The 16,427-nt window shown below is 56.3% G+C and carries 14 protein-coding genes; 8 read left to right on the top strand and 6 right to left on the bottom strand.

Features of this window, described 5'->3' with window-relative positions; all coding sequences use genetic code 11:
* The first annotated feature begins 46 nt into the window (after nt 1-46).
* The 4 genes from BUA44_RS06170 (at nt 47) to fusA (ending at nt 4,952) form a co-directional block, all read left to right on the top strand.
* Nucleotides 47-406 carry a hypothetical protein gene (locus BUA44_RS06170; RefSeq protein WP_072809819.1) on the top strand — a complete coding sequence of 120 codons (360 nt, stop codon included), beginning with the start codon at nt 47-49 and terminating at the stop codon, nt 404-406.
* 103 nt (nt 407-509) lie between these two features.
* Nucleotides 510-1,184 (top strand): EcsC family protein, encoded by a 675-nt coding sequence (locus tag BUA44_RS06165; protein WP_072809816.1) that lies wholly within the window; start codon nt 510-512, stop codon nt 1,182-1,184.
* A gap of 5 nt (nt 1,185-1,189) precedes the next feature.
* The gene (locus BUA44_RS06160; RefSeq protein ID WP_072809813.1) at nt 1,190-2,713 is read left to right on the top strand and encodes a hypothetical protein; all 1,524 of its coding nucleotides are present in this window, start codon (nt 1,190-1,192) and stop codon (nt 2,711-2,713) included.
* A 109-nt stretch (nt 2,714-2,822) separates the two neighbouring features.
* Nucleotides 2,823-4,952: an elongation factor G gene (gene fusA / locus BUA44_RS06155; protein ID WP_072809811.1), complete on the top strand. Its 2,130-nt coding sequence runs from the start codon at nt 2,823-2,825 to the stop codon at nt 4,950-4,952.
* A gap of 119 nt (nt 4,953-5,071) precedes the next feature.
* Here fusA and BUA44_RS06150 read toward each other — a convergent pair whose 3' ends face one another.
* The 3 genes from BUA44_RS06150 to BUA44_RS06140 all read right to left on the bottom strand — a co-directional run bounded on the left by BUA44_RS06150 (nt 5,072) and on the right by BUA44_RS06140 (nt 7,869).
* Complete coding sequence (locus tag BUA44_RS06150) at nt 5,072-5,836, bottom strand: CAP domain-containing protein (RefSeq protein WP_072809809.1); 765 nt, start codon at nt 5,834-5,836, stop codon at nt 5,072-5,074.
* 26 nt (nt 5,837-5,862) lie between these two features.
* On the bottom strand, nt 5,863-6,864 hold the full coding sequence (locus BUA44_RS06145) for an FISUMP domain-containing protein (RefSeq protein ID WP_072809807.1): 1,002 nt from the start codon (nt 6,862-6,864) through the stop codon (nt 5,863-5,865).
* A gap of 150 nt (nt 6,865-7,014) precedes the next feature.
* Complete coding sequence (locus tag BUA44_RS06140; RefSeq protein WP_255370486.1) at nt 7,015-7,869, bottom strand: phosphatase PAP2 family protein; 855 nt, start codon at nt 7,867-7,869, stop codon at nt 7,015-7,017.
* Between the two features lie 72 nt (nt 7,870-7,941).
* Between BUA44_RS06140 and BUA44_RS06135 the strand changes: the two genes are divergently transcribed.
* Together BUA44_RS06135 and BUA44_RS06130 are read left to right on the top strand one after the other, a co-directional pair.
* Nucleotides 7,942-8,874 (top strand): ArsR/SmtB family transcription factor, encoded by a 933-nt coding sequence (locus BUA44_RS06135; RefSeq protein ID WP_254794592.1) that lies wholly within the window; start codon nt 7,942-7,944, stop codon nt 8,872-8,874.
* A 278-nt stretch (nt 8,875-9,152) separates the two neighbouring features.
* Nucleotides 9,153-11,768, top strand: a complete 2,616-nt coding sequence (locus BUA44_RS06130) for a YfhO family protein (RefSeq protein ID WP_072809801.1) — start codon at nt 9,153-9,155, stop codon at nt 11,766-11,768.
* Nucleotides 11,769-11,779: 11 nt separating this feature from the next.
* Here the strand turns inward: BUA44_RS06130 and BUA44_RS06125 are convergent, their stop codons facing one another.
* Nucleotides 11,780-12,577 (bottom strand): HAD-IIA family hydrolase, encoded by a 798-nt coding sequence (locus tag BUA44_RS06125; RefSeq protein WP_072809799.1) that lies wholly within the window; start codon nt 12,575-12,577, stop codon nt 11,780-11,782.
* A gap of 49 nt (nt 12,578-12,626) precedes the next feature.
* Here BUA44_RS06125 and BUA44_RS06120 point away from each other — a divergent pair, with 49 nt between their 5' ends.
* Both BUA44_RS06120 and BUA44_RS06115 read left to right on the top strand, forming a co-directional pair.
* On the top strand, nt 12,627-13,328 hold the full coding sequence (locus tag BUA44_RS06120; RefSeq protein WP_072809796.1) for an RsmE family RNA methyltransferase: 702 nt from the start codon (nt 12,627-12,629) through the stop codon (nt 13,326-13,328).
* A 158-nt stretch (nt 13,329-13,486) separates the two neighbouring features.
* Nucleotides 13,487-14,029, top strand: a complete 543-nt coding sequence (locus tag BUA44_RS06115; RefSeq protein ID WP_072809794.1) for an LPP20 family lipoprotein — start codon at nt 13,487-13,489, stop codon at nt 14,027-14,029.
* A gap of 180 nt (nt 14,030-14,209) precedes the next feature.
* Here BUA44_RS06115 and BUA44_RS06110 read toward each other — a convergent pair whose 3' ends face one another.
* Both BUA44_RS06110 and BUA44_RS06105 read right to left on the bottom strand, forming a co-directional pair.
* Complete coding sequence (locus BUA44_RS06110) at nt 14,210-15,391, bottom strand: hypothetical protein (RefSeq protein ID WP_072809791.1); 1,182 nt, start codon at nt 15,389-15,391, stop codon at nt 14,210-14,212.
* 18 nt (nt 15,392-15,409) lie between these two features.
* Nucleotides 15,410-16,414 carry a hypothetical protein gene (locus BUA44_RS06105; RefSeq protein WP_072809790.1) on the bottom strand — a complete coding sequence of 335 codons (1,005 nt, stop codon included), beginning with the start codon at nt 16,412-16,414 and terminating at the stop codon, nt 15,410-15,412.
* Nucleotides 16,415-16,427 lie beyond the last annotated feature (13 nt).

Below are 16,427 nucleotides of genomic sequence, written 5' to 3'. Positions count from 1 at the left end.
CAAAAAAAAATGACCATTGACCAATGACCAACAACCAGTCATAAACATGTCCATCCTCAGTAACATACGCGACAGGGCCGTTGAATCGTTCATCCGCAAGAACGAGACGGTCCAGCGTTTCGGTGAAGTCGACGAAGTCTCCATCGACGCAGAATCGCGTATCGCTACAGTAAGGATTACCCTCCGCGGAGAATCGCAGACAACGTTGTTCAGAGGCTACTACGGATTTGACGAGGGCGAAAAGGGCACCGAGCTCGTGTTCGAGAAAATCACCTGCGAACGCGCCTGGATAAACGAGATGATCAAGTACGCCCTGGGCAACAAGGTGCTCCGCTTCCCCATCGCCGACTACAGCGGCGAAAAACTTGCAGGCATCACCGGCAGGTTCGCGAAAATACTGTTCTAGAGTGCGTTTTCGCCTTTACGAACTGTTCTTTGCCGCATTTTATGCGGCATTTTTTGCCATAATCCAAAAGATTTGTTAAAATTCCAAGAAACAGGAGTACCGTATGTCCGAAAGCAAGAACGAGACCATGGATAAACTGAAGGAAAAGGCCATCAATATCATTTTTGACCTGATTACAAACATTCCGGACTCCCTGCACGTTTCGGCAATCGACCCCGAGAACCGCGCGAACATGCTCACCCAGCAGGCGGCGTTCAAGGCGGCGACCGTCAGCGCGACGCTCTCTATCCCGGCAGGCTTCACGGGCATCCTCACAGCCATTCCCGACATTGCCGCCATCTGGCGCATACAGGCGCAGCTCGTTGCAGATATCGCCGCAAGCTACGGGAAAATTGCCCTCCTGACCCGAGAGGCGATGGTCTGGTGCCTGTTCCGACACAGTGCGGCACAGCTCCTGCGCGATGTCGCTGTCCGTACCGGGAGCCGCATCGTGGTACAGAAGCTTTCCACCACCGCCCTCAAGAAGATTGTCGAAAAAATCGGCATCAAGATTTCTTCCAAGTTCGTAAGCAAGTCGCTCCTGCGGGCAATCCCCGCGATAGGCGCCATCGGGAACGGTGCGTACGCGTACTTAGACACGAAGGAAGTCGGCAAGACCGCCATCGCCTATTTCAAGGCGCTCGCCGACCAGGACGGCAAGGACATCGCCGATGCCGAAGTCGTTGACGCCGATAGCGCCGCAGAACAAGGCTCCAAAGAACAGGGCGCAGACTCCTAATAGTCGTGAAAGAATCCGCGAAAAAGAACCTCGCAGCAAAGGCGACCCTCGCCCTCCTGACGATAGCCCTTCTGGTCCTCGTTGCGATTTCCGTATTCGGGGAGACCATCCCGGTTAACGACGGCGCGGGGTTCGACGGGGAATTCTACCGCGAGGTCTTCCGGGACTTCACGGGCACGTTCTTCACTGCGGGCTACGACAGTTTCCGCATCCAGCGCATTTTCCCCTTCTGCCTGATGAACGTTGTCTACAATCTGGCAGGCATTCCGCTCAACAATGCGCACATGATTGTCGGAATGTACGTGCTGCTCTTCGTGAATCTCGCGTTCCAGCTGTTCCTGTTCTTCAAGTTCGCGCAGTTCCTAAAATGGAAGCCTATCACTACGGTCATCCTGTTCGCGCTTTTCTTTCTGAACTTTGCGACCCTCAAAGGCTACGGCTACGAGCCCTTCCAGACTGACCCCTACGCCATCACCATCGCGTTTGCCAGCTACTACCTGTTTATAAAGGGGAACAAGCGGGGCGCCTTCGCCGTTTCGCTTCTCGGGCTTGTCACCTGGCCCACCATTACCTACGTGATGGCGCTCCTCCTGCTGTTCCCGCACCGGCTGGGCGCATCTGCCACAACCCCGCCTGCAAGCAAGGCGTTCCTCCCGAGGCTCCTCGATACTCCGTTCCCCAAGGCTTTCCAGATTCTCCCGATTGCCTACGGGCTTGTTGCCGGAGCACTGGTGCTGCTGTTCTATGCATTCCACAAGCAGGCAAACCTGGAGGGGCTCCTGCTCACCGCGCCTAGCCCGCGGAACATCGCCATAAGCCTGGTCCTGTTCACCCTGATTTCAACCCTCTTTGCAGTTTGCCTCAAGATTCCGACCCTACCCTATCCGGCGCGTTCCTACATGAAGGCGTTCAGCCCGAAGGCTTTCGCCGGCGTGGCAATCAGTATCATCGCGGTATCCCTGCTGCTCCGCATGTTCACGAACGACGAGTTCTTCTTCGACGGCAAGTTGTTCCTGCTCCAGATAATTGTCCGCCCGCTAAAGTACCCGCTCATAAGCCTCGCGGGCCATGTCGTGTACTGGGGGGCGCTCATTCCGGTCATTCTCGCCCTCGCGAAAGGCTTTACCCGGAATTTCGCCGAAAAATCACCCGGGCATGCGCTCGTGCTGCTCGCTTTCGTGTTTTTCGCCCTCGATAGCGAGGCAAGGCATATCGCCACGTTCGTCCCGCTGCTCCTCCCGGCCCTCGGGAAGGCGCTCGACGACGCGAACCTCACGGTGAAGCCAGCCGTCTATATCGTGATTTTGCAGTTGGTCCTTGCCCATACCTATATTACTATAAACGTAAGCGGCCTCGCCGAAAACCTCGAATCTGCAAAATTCACCACCCGGGCAGCCCAGCGCTACCTTATGAATTATGGTCCCTGGATGACTCACAGAAATTACATGGACTGGCTTGCGATTGCATTTTGCACCTTTGCAAGCATAAATGAAGTTTTCAAGCACAGCAAACGCCCCCAAAAGCAGTAAATAGCCCCTGTAAAGCCTCTAGCAGCCCCCGCACCCTTGAGAACGGGGGCATTTTTTTCTATCTTTGGGCGCAAACTTTAAAACATCAACTCCATTAGTGGAATAAAATATGAAAAACATAGAAAAGCACAGAAATATCGGTATTTCTGCCCACATCGACTCCGGTAAGACTACCCTTACCGAACGTATCCTCTACTTCACAAAGCGTATCCACGCTATCCACGAAGTTCGTGGTAAAGACGGCGTCGGTGCCACGATGGACTCCATGGAACTTGAACGCGAACGCGGCATCACGATTCAGTCTGCCGCTACGTTCGCAAACTGGACCCACACCAAGAGCGGTGAACAGGACTCCATCAACATCATCGATACCCCGGGGCACGTGGACTTCACTATCGAAGTGGAACGTTCTCTCCGTGTGTTGGACGGTGCTATCCTCGTTCTGACCGGTGTGGAAGGCGTCCAGTCCCAGTCTATTACCGTTGACCGCCAGATGAAGCGCTACCATGTGCCGCGCGTCGTGTTCGTCAACAAGTGCGACCGCTCCGGTGCAAACCCGCTCCGCGTGGCCGTGATGCTCAAGGAAAAGCTCAACCACAAGCCCTGCGTGATGCAGATTCCTATCGGTCTCGAAGACCAACTGAAGGGCGTGGTCGACCTCGTCGAAATGAAGGCCTACTACTTCGAAGGCGCCAACGGCGACGACATGATCGAAAAGGAAATCCCGGCCGAACTCGTCGACCAGGCTAACGAATACCGCGAAAAGCTCATCGACTGCTGCGCTGACTACAGCGACGAAATCATGGAAAAGGCCATGGAAGGCCAGTACGGTGTGGACCAGATCGACAAGGCCCTCATCAAGAAGACCATCCGCGAAGCCACCATCCGCCTCGACATCACCCCGGTGTTCATGGGTTCTGCCCACAAGAACATTGGCGTGCAGAAGCTCCTCGACGGTGTTATCGACTACCTCCCGTGCCCGACCGACGTTGAAAACAAGGCCCTCGACCTCGACAACAACGAAGCCGAAGTCGTTCTCAAGAGCGACGACAACGCACCGCTCGTCTGCTACGCGTTCAAGCTCGTGAACGACCGCTACGGCCAGCTCACCTACGTCCGCGTGTACCAGGGCACCCTCAAGAAGGGCGACATGATCACCAACATGGCCACCGGCAAGAAGGTGTCCGTGGGCCGTCTCGTGCGTATGCACGCCGACGAAATGGTGGACATCACCGAAGCCGGCGCCGGCGACATCGTTGCACTGTTCGGTATCGACTGCGCTTCCGGTACGACCTTCACCGACGGCAAGAACCACTACAACATGACTTCCATGCACGTGCCGAACCCCGTGATTGAGCTCGTGATCGAAGCCAAGAACCGTGACGACCTGGACAACATGTCCAAGGCCCTCAACCGCTTCACGAAGGAAGACCCGACCTTCCAGGTCGAAGTCAACAAGGAATCCGGCGAAACCATCATCAAGGGCATGGGCGAACTTCACCTCGACGTGTACATCGAACGTATGCGCCGCGAATACAAGGTGGACGTGCAGACCGGTGCTCCGCAGGTGGCCTACCGCGAAACCATTACCCGCGAAGCCAAGTTCGAATACACCCACAAGAAGCAGACCGGTGGTTCGGGTCAGTTCGCTAAGATGTCCGGCGTGATGCGCCCGATGCCTGTCGAAGGCGACCAGGAAAAGGTCTACAACTTCGTGAACTCCGTCGTCGGCGGCCGTATTCCTAAGGAATACATCCCGTCTTGCGACAAGGGCTTCCAGAGCTGCATGCAGGCCGGTTCCCTCATCGGCTTCCCGGTCGTGGGTATCGAAATGGAAGTTCAGGACGGTGCGTTCCACCCGGTGGACTCCTCTGACATGGCGTTCCAGATTTGTGCCCGTATGGCCTTCCGCGAAGCTTTCGCCAAGGCTGGCCCCCAGATTCTCGAACCGATCATGAAGGTCGAAATCGCCACCCCGACCGAATTCCAGGGCAACGTTGTGGGTAACGTCTCCCAGCGTCGCGGTACCATCACCGGTACGAGCGAAGAACTCGGCACGACGACCATCACCGCCGAAGTTCCGCTTTCCGAAATGTTCGGTTACGCTACCGACCTCCGCTCCATGACTCAGGGCAAGGCCGAGTTCACCATGGAATTTGCAAAGTACGCTCCGGTGCCGCGCAACATCCAGGAAGAACTCATCAAGAAGTACGGCGACAAGGTTAACCAGAGAGGTTAACAGACCGCTCGCGGTTACTCCCTAAGCCCCAAAAGCTTAAAAGGCTCCGGCAATCGCCGGGGCCTTTTTTGTAGTTCAAATTGATCGCGAGAACGAGCGGTTTCGTCCTCGAGCAACGATTAGTAAAAGTTCATGTTGAACCACGCCTTCTTGCCGTCCGTACTGTAGGCTATCCCGCAGGCGAGCGACTTGTACTTCGTGTTCTTCATGTTCAGGTAGTGCCCGATGTAGGGGTAGTCGTCCTTGCTGTCCGGGTCACGTTCCCCGCTGGTCACGAGCTTCTTCTCGTCATCCCACATCATGTTCACGTAGGTATCGACAATCTTCTTCTCGGTACTGTAGTACTGCGTCTGAACGTTCGGGCCAGAGTTCTGGGCAAACTCGCCACAGTCACCGAAATTCGCGTGACCCTTGTTCGCAGCCATGTCGTCTGCAGCCTGTGTCACCACGCATTTTTCGCGTTCTTCCGTCGCGCGCACCAGGGGCGGCAGGTCTTCCGTCGCGCGCTTCGCGTTCACCACCTCCAGGCAGTAGTCGCGCCAGTCTTCCGATGCGGTCTCGGAACTTGCGGGTTTGCTATCGCTTGAAGCGGGTTCCGCCGCACTAGACACGGGATCAGCCGTGCTCGATGCCGCAGGCGACTCACCGGCAGATGAACTTTCGGGAGCCGTTTCGCCCGCACTGCTCGCAGGCGTCTTGACGCTTGAACTCGATTTCGCTTCAGCCGATTCGGAACCGTCGCCGGTACCGCCCTCGGTATCACCACCCGGAATGGGAATATCTATGGTATCGCCGCTATCGACGCAACTCCCGGCACAGCTCGCCGAGGAATCGTCGGAACAGCCCGCCGTAAAGAAAGCCGCGACCGCAATCGCAGCGCACATTTTAAACAAACTAGTTTTTTTGTTCATCAGTTTAGCTCCGTTACGCATCTAACATAAAGACCTTTCTGCACATTCTGGTCGGTACGGTCAATGCTCTTGGCCTGCCGCCTGAATTCCCAGGAACGTCCGGTATTTTTCATGATGGAAGTCGAGGACCAGTAGTGCCCGGTCAGTTCGCTGTTGCAGTAACCGTCCCAGTCCTTGCAACCGCCGCGACCGATGGTTTCCCAGTTGAGCTTTTCACGGTCCTTCTGAAAGTCACGCCACTCGCCGTCATCGGGCAGGTGCCAGCCCGCGGGGCATGCCTTCTTGGCGTCGTTGTAGTTGTAGAAACGCCCAAACTTCTTGCAGAACGTGGTGTCTTCGAGCAGGCACTGCCTTGCGCTCGTTAGGCTGAACTTGAGGTTCGTCACCATCCAGAGCCTGTTGTCGCGGAGTTCCACCTTGTAGTTCTTGCCGTCACGCGGGTCGGTAAGAATCATCTTCTTCTCGTCCACGTTCTTTTCGGCGTAGAAGTTTCTCTCGCTCACGCAACGCACCGTAGTGATTGCGCCCGCCGGGAGTTCCACCATTTTCGCATTACCGCGCTTCACGTCGAGCATCATCGCGCGCACGCCATTGGGGTCACTCACCGCAAAATAGGCGGCATCCTTACCCTGAATTTTCTTTGCATCTTCGCTGCCGTAAAAACCGCGCGTCTTGCCCGCAAAGGACTTCACGTTCGAAAGCTTACGGGGGCCGGTAAAGCGGTCCTTCGCAAAAAGGGTCCATTCCTGAATATCGGGCACGTGGGTCCCGACCGGGCATGCAGCTTTCCAGGTTGACTGCTTGTAATACGGCGCTCCGCCATTATCAGTAAACGAGACCAGTTTTCTGTAAGAGAGATTGTCGGTAAACCAGTTCAAATTGCCCGACGCAAGAGTCTTGTACATTTTGCCGTCGCGGTTATCCTTGATTACGGTATCCGCAAGCGAAAATTCTGCAACAATAAGCAAGGCCACAGCCACACGGCCAACAAATCTAAACATCAATACACCTCTGAGGGTAACAAACCTTTTTCCATAATATATATAAGCAAATGAAAAAAGGAACGTTTTTGAAAAAAAACTGTTTTTTTGCCAAGAAAAAAACAGGTATAAAAAACACGCGGGAGGGGCCCCAGCTCGGAGTGGGCGTTCTTAGAACGCGAAAGCGGCGCCGGCGGAGGCGGGCCCGGCCCAGAGCCCGGAGAGAGCGACCGGGCCAAATCGTACCGATTTTTTGTGTAGCCTTATGACAGCAAGGCTTATCCCGGTACCCGCGAGCGCCCCCACAACCACGTCACTCGGGTAGTGCTTGCCTGCCGCGATACGGAGCGCGCCCACAAAGCCCGCCAGCGAGAGCGTGCCCGCCCACACAAGCGGCCTGTAGGCTGAATTCGGGTACATTTCCGAGAACCACTCGCCCGTAAACACGGCTACCGTAAACGCCGCCGAGGCATGCCCGCTAAAAAAGCTCCCGTAGGCCTCGCCCTCGGCACTTTCCGCAGCCCGCGCCCCCGCCCCATCCTCGGCATAAATGTAAGGGCGAGGCCAGAACTTCATGGACCTAAACGTAAGGTTTAGCGCACTCTGCAAGGCAAGCGCCTGCGCAAACATAAGGGAATATACGGCAAGGTCGCGCCCGCAGGCATCGCCCCGGTACCACGACGCTGCCCCCAAAGCAAGCGGCATCGCCCCGAGTACGGCAAACCAGTCGCTCACGTCATCGACCATCTTGTTGTAGCGGCCCATAACGGCGCGGTCCCAGGGCAAAAGATCTTCACGCGCCGGCAAGTCCTCGCGGGCCGTCACCGCCATGTGCGAAAGCCTGTAATTACCGTAGATGCTCCCGAAGGCGGCAAAGAACGTGAGCGGCAGGTCTTTTTCGAGCGTAAGCACGTAGTGGCGGGTCCCGGCGCCACCCTTATCAGCAGGCATCGGGGCAGGCACACCCGAAGGCATCGGCGCAGGTTCACCCGAAGGAGCGGCCACGCCAGCCACAGCCAGCGCCACCAACGCAAAAAAAATGATTTTCGAAATCCGAACCGGCACAATCCAAAGTTAAATAATTATATTGCATAGCGTATGCAACGCGAACCGATTACCCCGACGATGGATTTGTTCGGCGCCATTTCCGACGAGATGCGCCTCAAGATTCTGATGCTCCTCGACATTGCGGAATTTACCGTCAACGAAATCAAGGATATTCTCGACATCCACCAGAGCAACGCGAGCCGCCACCTCTCGAAGCTTTCCGCCTGCGGCCTCCTCAAGGACAGGCGCGATGGCATCAAGGCCTACTACCGCCTGAGCGAAGAACTCCTGCTCAGCAACCGCGTGCTTTCCGTAATCCGCGACGCCTACGGCGAACTTCCCGACAAGGATATCCTGCGTTGCCGTGCCGAACAGGTGCTCGAAGAACGCACCGACCAGACCAAGGGGCAAATCCACAAGCTGAACCAGGCGGGCGGAAGCCTCAAGGCGCAAATCAGCCTGTTCAGCAAGCTCATGATACCTTTTGAGAACGCGGTCGATATCGGCTGCGGCGAAGGCGGCGACCTCTCGCTCATGCTCGCAAGCCGCTGCAAGAACGTCACCTCGCTCGACTACGACCCGAAGGTCATCAGCGGGCTTACGAAAATCCTGAAGCAGAAAGGCATCAAGAACATCACGCCGAAAGTCGCCGACATGACAAAGACAGGCCTCCCCGACGACTACGCCGACCTCGTGCTCATGAGCCAGGTGTTGCACCACGCGACAGACCCGCGACTCGCCCTCAAGGAGGCAGTACGCATCCTGAAGCCGGGTGGAACACTTGCGTTCCTCGACCTCGCACAGCACAAGGAAGAATCCTTCCGTACCACGCACGGCCACATCTGGCTGGGCTTTGACCGCGGCCAGCTCGAGTTCTTCATGAAGGAATTCAACTGCAAGATTCTCGAAAGCGAAATCATCCCGAGCGAGAACGAGGTGGACAAGAAACTCCCCGTCATCTGCATGATTTTGACGAAGGATTAAACATTTTTTGAAAAAACAGTTGCTTTTTACCTAAAAAAAGGTATTTTAGAATAGGAATTAAACAGGAAGTCATTATGGGAAAAATCATCAAGATTGTCGTGTTCGTCGCCGTATGCGTGATTTCCGCATTCGGTATCTACAGCCTCATCAAGTACAACAAGGTCGACGAAAACACCGCCGACTAGCCAAGACGTACATAGCGCAGTCGAGCCGCAGGTTCGACGTTTTTTGCCATACCGCAAAGCATACACGCCTGCGGTATTTTTATATTTCCACGCATGAATTTCCTGAACAAGAAGCCCGTTTTCTTTGCGGCGATGGCCGCGCTTTTCTTCGCAATTCTCCTCATCGTTTTCCGCGGTTTCGCTTTTGACGACAGCCAGCTGATGCTCAACAGCGACCAGCTGAACGGCATCGGCAGCCGCATACTGCGTGCCGAGAACGCCATCGTCACCGAATGGGACGATAGCCGCCTGGGTGGCGTGCCTACCATCGACGCCCTGTTCGCCGATGCCTACCACCCGCTCGTGTGGACACAGTTCCTGATGGACCCGGCACGTGCGGTGGGCTTCAAGTTCATACTCACCGTGTGGGTCGCCTTCATGAGCGCCATGCTTTTGGCCTGGAACCTCACGGGCAACCGCTGGTGGGGCGCCCTCCTCGGGTTCCTCTACGCATTCTCTCCGGAATATTTCACGTATATCTACGGCGGTCACGACGGCAAGATGATGGTATTCGCCATCGCGCCGCTCGCCCTCCTCGCCATCAGGAAGGTGGTCCGCTGCGGGAGCCTCCCCTACCTCATCGTGCTTGCGGCAAGCATCGCGTGGATGATTCTCGGGAGCCACCTGCAGCTCACGTACCTGTTCCTGTGGGGCGCCGGTTTCTACACGCTGTACGAGGCGTTCTTCCACTGCGATTCGTTCAAGACCCGCGGTAAGCGCATCGGGCTCGCCGCCGCCGGCCTCGCCTTCGGGCTTGCGCTCAGCTGCTTCCAGCTGGTACCGCCCTACCTGTACACTACCACGCAGTCCGTACGCGGCGAAGGCGACCACACCAATATCGGGCACGCCGCCAGCTGGTCACTCCACCAGGAAGAACTCGCGCAGATGGTCCTTCCCGGATTCATCGGGGTAGACGTCTACGAGCAGAACCCGCAGAGCGGTGATCTCGAGGGCAGTTCCTTCGTAAACGTTTCCATGCAGGATTACCGCAAGATGGCGGAAATGGGAAGCCACGGAAGCCCGTTCTACTGGGGCCACAACAGCTTCAAACTCGACCACAACAACGCGGGCGCACTTCTCACCTTCCTCGGGTTCCTCTGCCTCTTCCTGCCGGGCAAACGCCGCTGGGCCGCGTTCTGGCTTACGGGCGCAGTCGTCGCCCTCAGTTACGGCATGGGGGCGCATTCCCCGCTGTTCAAGCTCTGGTACGCAATTCTCCCGGGTGTCAAGAATTTCCGCGCACCGGGCATGGCAATGTTCTGGCTCCCGCTCCTGCTCGTGATGATGGCGGGCCCCGTGCTCAAGGCAATCTCCGACGACGCGGCCGACCGTGCACGCAACATGCGCGCCCTCCTGCACGGCTCCGCCATGTTCGCAATTCTCCTCGTGATTTTCGTGTTCGCCCGCTACAACTGGACACTCTTCATCGGGCCGTTCGGACTCGTCGCAAGCGTGCTCTACGCCATCGCATGCCTCGGAATCATGAGCATCGACGACCAGGGCAAGGAATTTTCGTTCGACAACTTCATCGGTGCCTTTAAGGACAAGCTTCCCGGCACCCCGCGCATAGTGCAGGCAAGCCTCCTCGTATGCTCCGTACTTGTCGGGCTATTCTTCGCAAGCGCGCAGAACCTGCTCAACGATCCGGTCATTGCACCCTACTTCAAGCCGCTGAACGAAATCGTGATGAACGCTACCGCAGGTACCGTGATTCCGGGATTCATCCTGACTCTCGTGATTGCAGGGGCGACTCTCGCCGTATTCAAGTGGAACGGTTCCATCGCGTACAAGGCAAGCATTCTCGCCATCGCCGCCGCGGTAGACCTCTTCTTCATCAACGCGGCGTTCATCCAGAACGTGCCCGCGGGCGAATACCTGCAGCCGAACAACGGTGTCGTTGCCGCCATCAAGGCCCCCTACAAGGCCGATTCGCTCAACATTCCGCGCGTGCTTTCGCTCTCGCACGACAAGGCTCTCGGTGGCAACGTGTTCCCGCAGTACCACATGCGCAATGCCGACGGTTTCCACGATAACGAACTTGCGTCCTACCGCGAGTTCCGCGGCGGCCAGCAGAACGCTAACTACCTCCTGAACATCAACAATCCCGATGCGGCCCACCCGTTCCTCGACCTCATGAACGTGGGCGCCATCATCTTCGATAGCCGCCAGGGTACCACGTACATGCCCATCAAGACGGCCATGGGAGAAGCCTACATCTACGGGCAGTCCGAAACGATGGACGATTCGAAGGCAATCGAATCCCTCCGGAACGGATATGCCTACCGCGAAAAGGTCATCCTCTCCGAAACGCCCGAACATGCAGGCGAAGGCGGCATTGCAAACGGGTATGCAAAGCTTGTCGCTAGCCCCAAGATGGACACGCAGGTATTCCAGGTAGAAAGCGACCGCGCAGGCTTCATGGTCGTCGCAGGCAACTACCACCCCTACTGGAACGCGACCGTGAACGGCAAGCCCGCGAAGGTCTACAAGGCGTTCGGCACATTACGCGCCGTCGAAATCCCGAAGGGCAAGTCAGAAGTCCGCATGGAATACCGGAGCAAGCCGTTCCACGCCTGCATCAAGGTGAGCCTGCTCGCGGCAATACTGCTTGTGGGGCTCGGCACATTCGCTTTCGTAAAGAGCAAGAAGGCGGGCAGCCAGAAGGCCTAACAAGAACAGGCCTAGGCGCGGCCGTCAAGAAAGGCGTCGAAGTCGATATCGCGGACGCTTTCCACAATAAACTCGGGCTTGGTCTCGAGTTTTTCTACATCGGCACGCTTGGTCTCGCCACACAGGGGCAGTACAAACCTGCAACCCGCGCGTTTGGCCAGTTCAAAGTCCGTGTAGAGCCTATCCCCCACGAAGAGGATTTCTTCGGGAGCATAATGCTTGAGCACGCCCGCAAGCATCGCGGGGTTCGGCTTGCCAAAACTGCGCTCCGGTTCTACACCGTATGCCGTTTTTAAAAGCGCCATAAAGCTTCCGATATCGGGCACGGGGCCGTTCGCATCGGGGCACACGAAGTCGGTGTGCGTCACCCAGAACGGAATCCCGCGCTGCACACGGAAACTGAGTTCGCACAGTTCGCGGTAATCAAAACTGTTGTGGTAGGCAACAAGAACGAGTTCCGTATCCTCTACCGACGGTTGCAGGTTCAGGCTCGGGTCCTGAGCCGCAAACCACTCGTAGACTTCGGGGTTCGCAAAAAAATACACATTCTTGATGCCCTTCTCGTGAATCGCGTCGAGCGAGAGGTAAAGCGCCGAGATGATGGAATCGTCGCGAAGCGGGAGCCCCATCACGTTCAGGCGGTTCTCGTAAAAAACGGGCGACTTGCTCGTGTTGTTGCTCAGGTAATAAACCGGCACGCGGGCGGCCACGCGTTTTACCGCATCGACAGCACCCGGGTACGGGCGTCCGCTCAGGTAGAGCGTGCCATCCAGATCAAATACGACTGCCTTTACCGGTTTGTGTTTCACGATGCGATAAATGTAGCAAACACCCGCAAAAAGTTTTATATTCTATGCCATGAGAACCCCAGACAGCCGTTTTTACTGCCCGCAAATAGGTGTAGGCACATTCACGCTCGACGAAAACGAGAGCAGCCACGTCGTCCGGGTATGCCGTGCCACCGCAGGCGACACGCTCGAACTCTGCGATGGGCTCGGACACTTTGCCGACGCGACCATCGTGAAAGCCGACCCTAAGGCCTGCGAAGTCCGCATCGACAAGTTCGACACCGTATCCACGGAACGCCCGAAACTGAACCTCGCCATCGCATGCCTCAAGGACGACGCCCTCGAAGAAGTCGTGTTCCATGCAGCGCAGACAGAAATTGACACGATTTACTTTCTACGCACGGACTTTTCGCAGGAGCCCAAGAATTCCGACCTGCACAAGCTTGTCCGGCGTGCCGAACTCAAGAGCCTCGTCAGCCTCAAGCAATCCAAGAAGCCGTGGCTGACCCGAATCGAGGGTCCCATCGAATTTGACCGCTGGCTCGATACCTACGAAGGCGACCTGGTGCTCTGCGATATTAACGGAAAAAAAAGCGTTCCCGTCCTTGAGCAAGGGACCACCCTGCTGGTCGGACCCGAAGGCGGCTTTTCGGACAAAGAAATTTCACGAATAAAGTCATACCAGCGGGGGAAGACCACACTCATCAATCTCGGGAACACCCGTCTGCGCGCCAGGACGGCGGCAATTATCGCCCTTGGAAAGTTCGTTTAAACGCAAATTTCGCCAATTTAGCCCCCAGAATTTGATTTTCATCATATTTTTGTAAGAAATCTTTTTTTCATCTTGACTTTATCCGTTCTTTAAGATATTTTTGTTACAGACTTCAATTCAACCCCAATAACGGGGACAACTTAAACAAGGAGTTTATTATGAAGAAGTTGATCGTCGCCGCTCTTGCCGCGTTCCTCATGATCGGTTGTAGCTCGACCCCGCAGGAAAAGTCTGCAAGCGCTCTCGTCGAAATGCAGATGAAGAAGAAAGCCTACTTGAAGGACCACGTTCCTGCCGGTATGGGTATCGGTGTTTCTACCGATGAACAGATTGCCATGGAAAAGGCCGACCAGAATGCCCGTGTTGACCTCGCCAAGGAAATCGACGCCCAGACCAAGGCTCTCATCAAGAACTTCAAGGAAGACGTGAACGACCAGGTTGCTGAACACTTCCAGTCCACCTCCAAGACTGTCGTGAACACCCACATGAGCGGCGCTACCCTCGTCGACGTGAAGGTTGAAACCACCGAAGACGGTCACTTCAAGATCTACGGCATCATGACTCTCGACGCCAACCTCGTCGAAGAACTCATCAAGAGCCTCCAGGCTGCCGGCCAGTACGACGACGCTGTCGCCAACAAGATCCGCGCTGCCGCCAACAAGGCCTACGCCGAACTCGACGCCGAAATCGAAAAGCAGTAATCTCTGCCCAAGCGGTTTTAACGCAAAAGAGACCCGGTCGCATGACCAGGTCTTTTTTTATACCGTTCGCTCATCGTCTTAGGTATTATAAAATAAACGGCGCCGGAAGGCGCCCACGAAAATAAACCGCTCGAACCTGAGAACTGGGACCAGATGTAGCGATTTATTGAGTGTTAGGTACTACTTGCAGGCCTTCCCGAAAGTGTCGTGCAGGCGGGTCGCATTTACCTTCTTCACGGCGGTCGCCTGGGCGATGCCCTCGTCGCGGCCAACGCCCTGAGCCTGCTCGGAGATGGACTGCTTGCCCGCCTCAATCGCAAGCGTAATGCGCGACGTGCAGAGGGTCTTGCTCGAGTTCATCTTGTCGGCAGAGGTAATCGTAGCCTTCATCTTCGGGAGATTCGCCTTGTCCGAAATCGAGATGCCAGATGCAATCAAATGTCCACGCAGCGCACCGCAGGCCTCGGTCGGGCCAACGCATTCCAGCGTGTAGGCACAGGCAGCCACGTCGGAGGTGTAATGCACCGACTTGGAAATCACCGCGGACTTGCGCACGTACTTGAACGAGAGGTCTGCATGCACGGTCACATCGCCGCTCGGGTGGAGTTTCTTCACCTGGGCGAGCGAGAACACGGCCTCACCTTCCTCGTTCGTTTTCTCGTGAGCGATATCACGGCTATCCTGCGTAAGGGCGAGCGGGAACCCGACCACCGGGCCGTTGAAGTCCGTCACCGTCACAATCAGGGCTTCGCTCGTGAGGTCCGTTTCCATCTTGAGGCTTTCCATACCCGAGATGAGGTATTCCGTCAGTTCGCCAATCGTGCTTTCAAGCCGGAGGTTATCGGGAATTTTCTGCACGCAGCTCAGGTCCTCGAGGTTCTCGTTGTAGCGGTCAGCCAGCTTTTCGAGCGCGAGCATATCGACGCCCATCTTGCGGTAATCACCGTCCACCATGTCCAAGCGGATTATGGAATCCTTCGCGTGCATCTCCTTGCGGATAGATTCGATATCCACAAGAATCTTCGATGCCATCTGTTCGGTATCCATCGTCGCTGTGGACTGGAACTTGCCACCCGACTTGGGGCCCGGAGTCACCTTCGCGCCCTTGAGCACCATGTTGGTCGAAGTGTTCTTGGTGCTCTTGGCAGTCGACGTCACGTTTCCCTTCGCATCTTCCTTCACTTCGGTCGCGAACTCGCTCGAAACCTTCGTGCGCAGCTGCTTTGCAAGCCCTTCAAGAGCGAGCATATCCGCTTCCTTCTGGGACTTCTTGGACGTTGCCGTGTAAGTCAGTATTTCTGCATTCGCGTAAGATGCAAACACTGCAAGCGACAGCAGCGACGCGGTAAATAGTTTATTCATAATTCCGCTCCCGCGTGGTTACTGGATTTCGAGAATAATGAGCTTCTTGGTGATGTTCTGCTTGCGCACCTTGGCCAGGCCTTCGAGGCTTTCCACGAACTCGCCGTAAACCATCTGGGCGTCCTCGTACTTGTTCGGGTCCACGTAGATGAGCAAGTCGTAGGTGTTGCGGCTCATCGAAATCACCTGCATCTTGTTGAACTTCTTCCTCATCTTGATGGAGACCATGTTCGAGATTTCTTCGGCCTGGTCATCGGTAAAGTCGCCCGTCAGGTGGGCCACAACCTTGTAGAGCGCACCCTTTTCCTGCTCTTCGGCAAGGCGGCCACGCACCTTGTTCTCGAGTTTCTTGATGGCAAGCTGGATAGCCTTCTGCACGAGCACGCGCTGGCTTTCGCCGTTATCCTTGAGGCGGATCGATTCGCTCGCCAGGAGGTTTGCGGTAGAGGCCTCGCTCGCGTTCAGGTCGATCACGATGTAGTCTTCCTGGATGCTGCCCGCATAGGTGATGTTGATGTCTGCACCCACGGAGAGTCCGGCCACGTAGGCCAGGTCTTCGCTGTTGCCCGCGATATCGGACTGGAGCTGCACCACCTCGTCAAGCTGGGACTGGCTTTCGAGCCCGATGACCGTGTAGTCACGGCTGGTGAGGTAGGCGTTGATGACTTCCATCGCAGTCTTCGCAAGCGGATTCCTGCGAATCACGTCGATGCTGCCCGCCATCTTCGCGCCCATCGCCGGGGCAACAAGCACCGTCGGACGGGTCTTGAAATTCACCGTCGAGACGATGATTCCGTCGTCTTCGGCAGCAGAAGCAGCCGTACCCGACGATGCGGCGGCAGCCGGAGCATCGTCAGCAACGACCTCACCCGTCTCGCGCGAAATTTCACGCTGGGCGGCATCGGCGCGGGCACGAATCTCGTCCGAGTTGTCTTCCTTGGCAGGCGGGTTCGAGGCACAGGCGGCAAGCAAGCATGCGCACGCGAAAACGCCCATCAGTCCTTTCAGTTCTTTCTTGTTCATGATGATTCCTCAG

Source organism: Fibrobacter sp. UWR3, from assembly GCF_900143055.1.
Classification (GTDB): domain Bacteria; phylum Fibrobacterota; class Fibrobacteria; order Fibrobacterales; family Fibrobacteraceae; genus Fibrobacter.
This window is presented reverse-complemented; position numbering and strand designations above follow the sequence as displayed.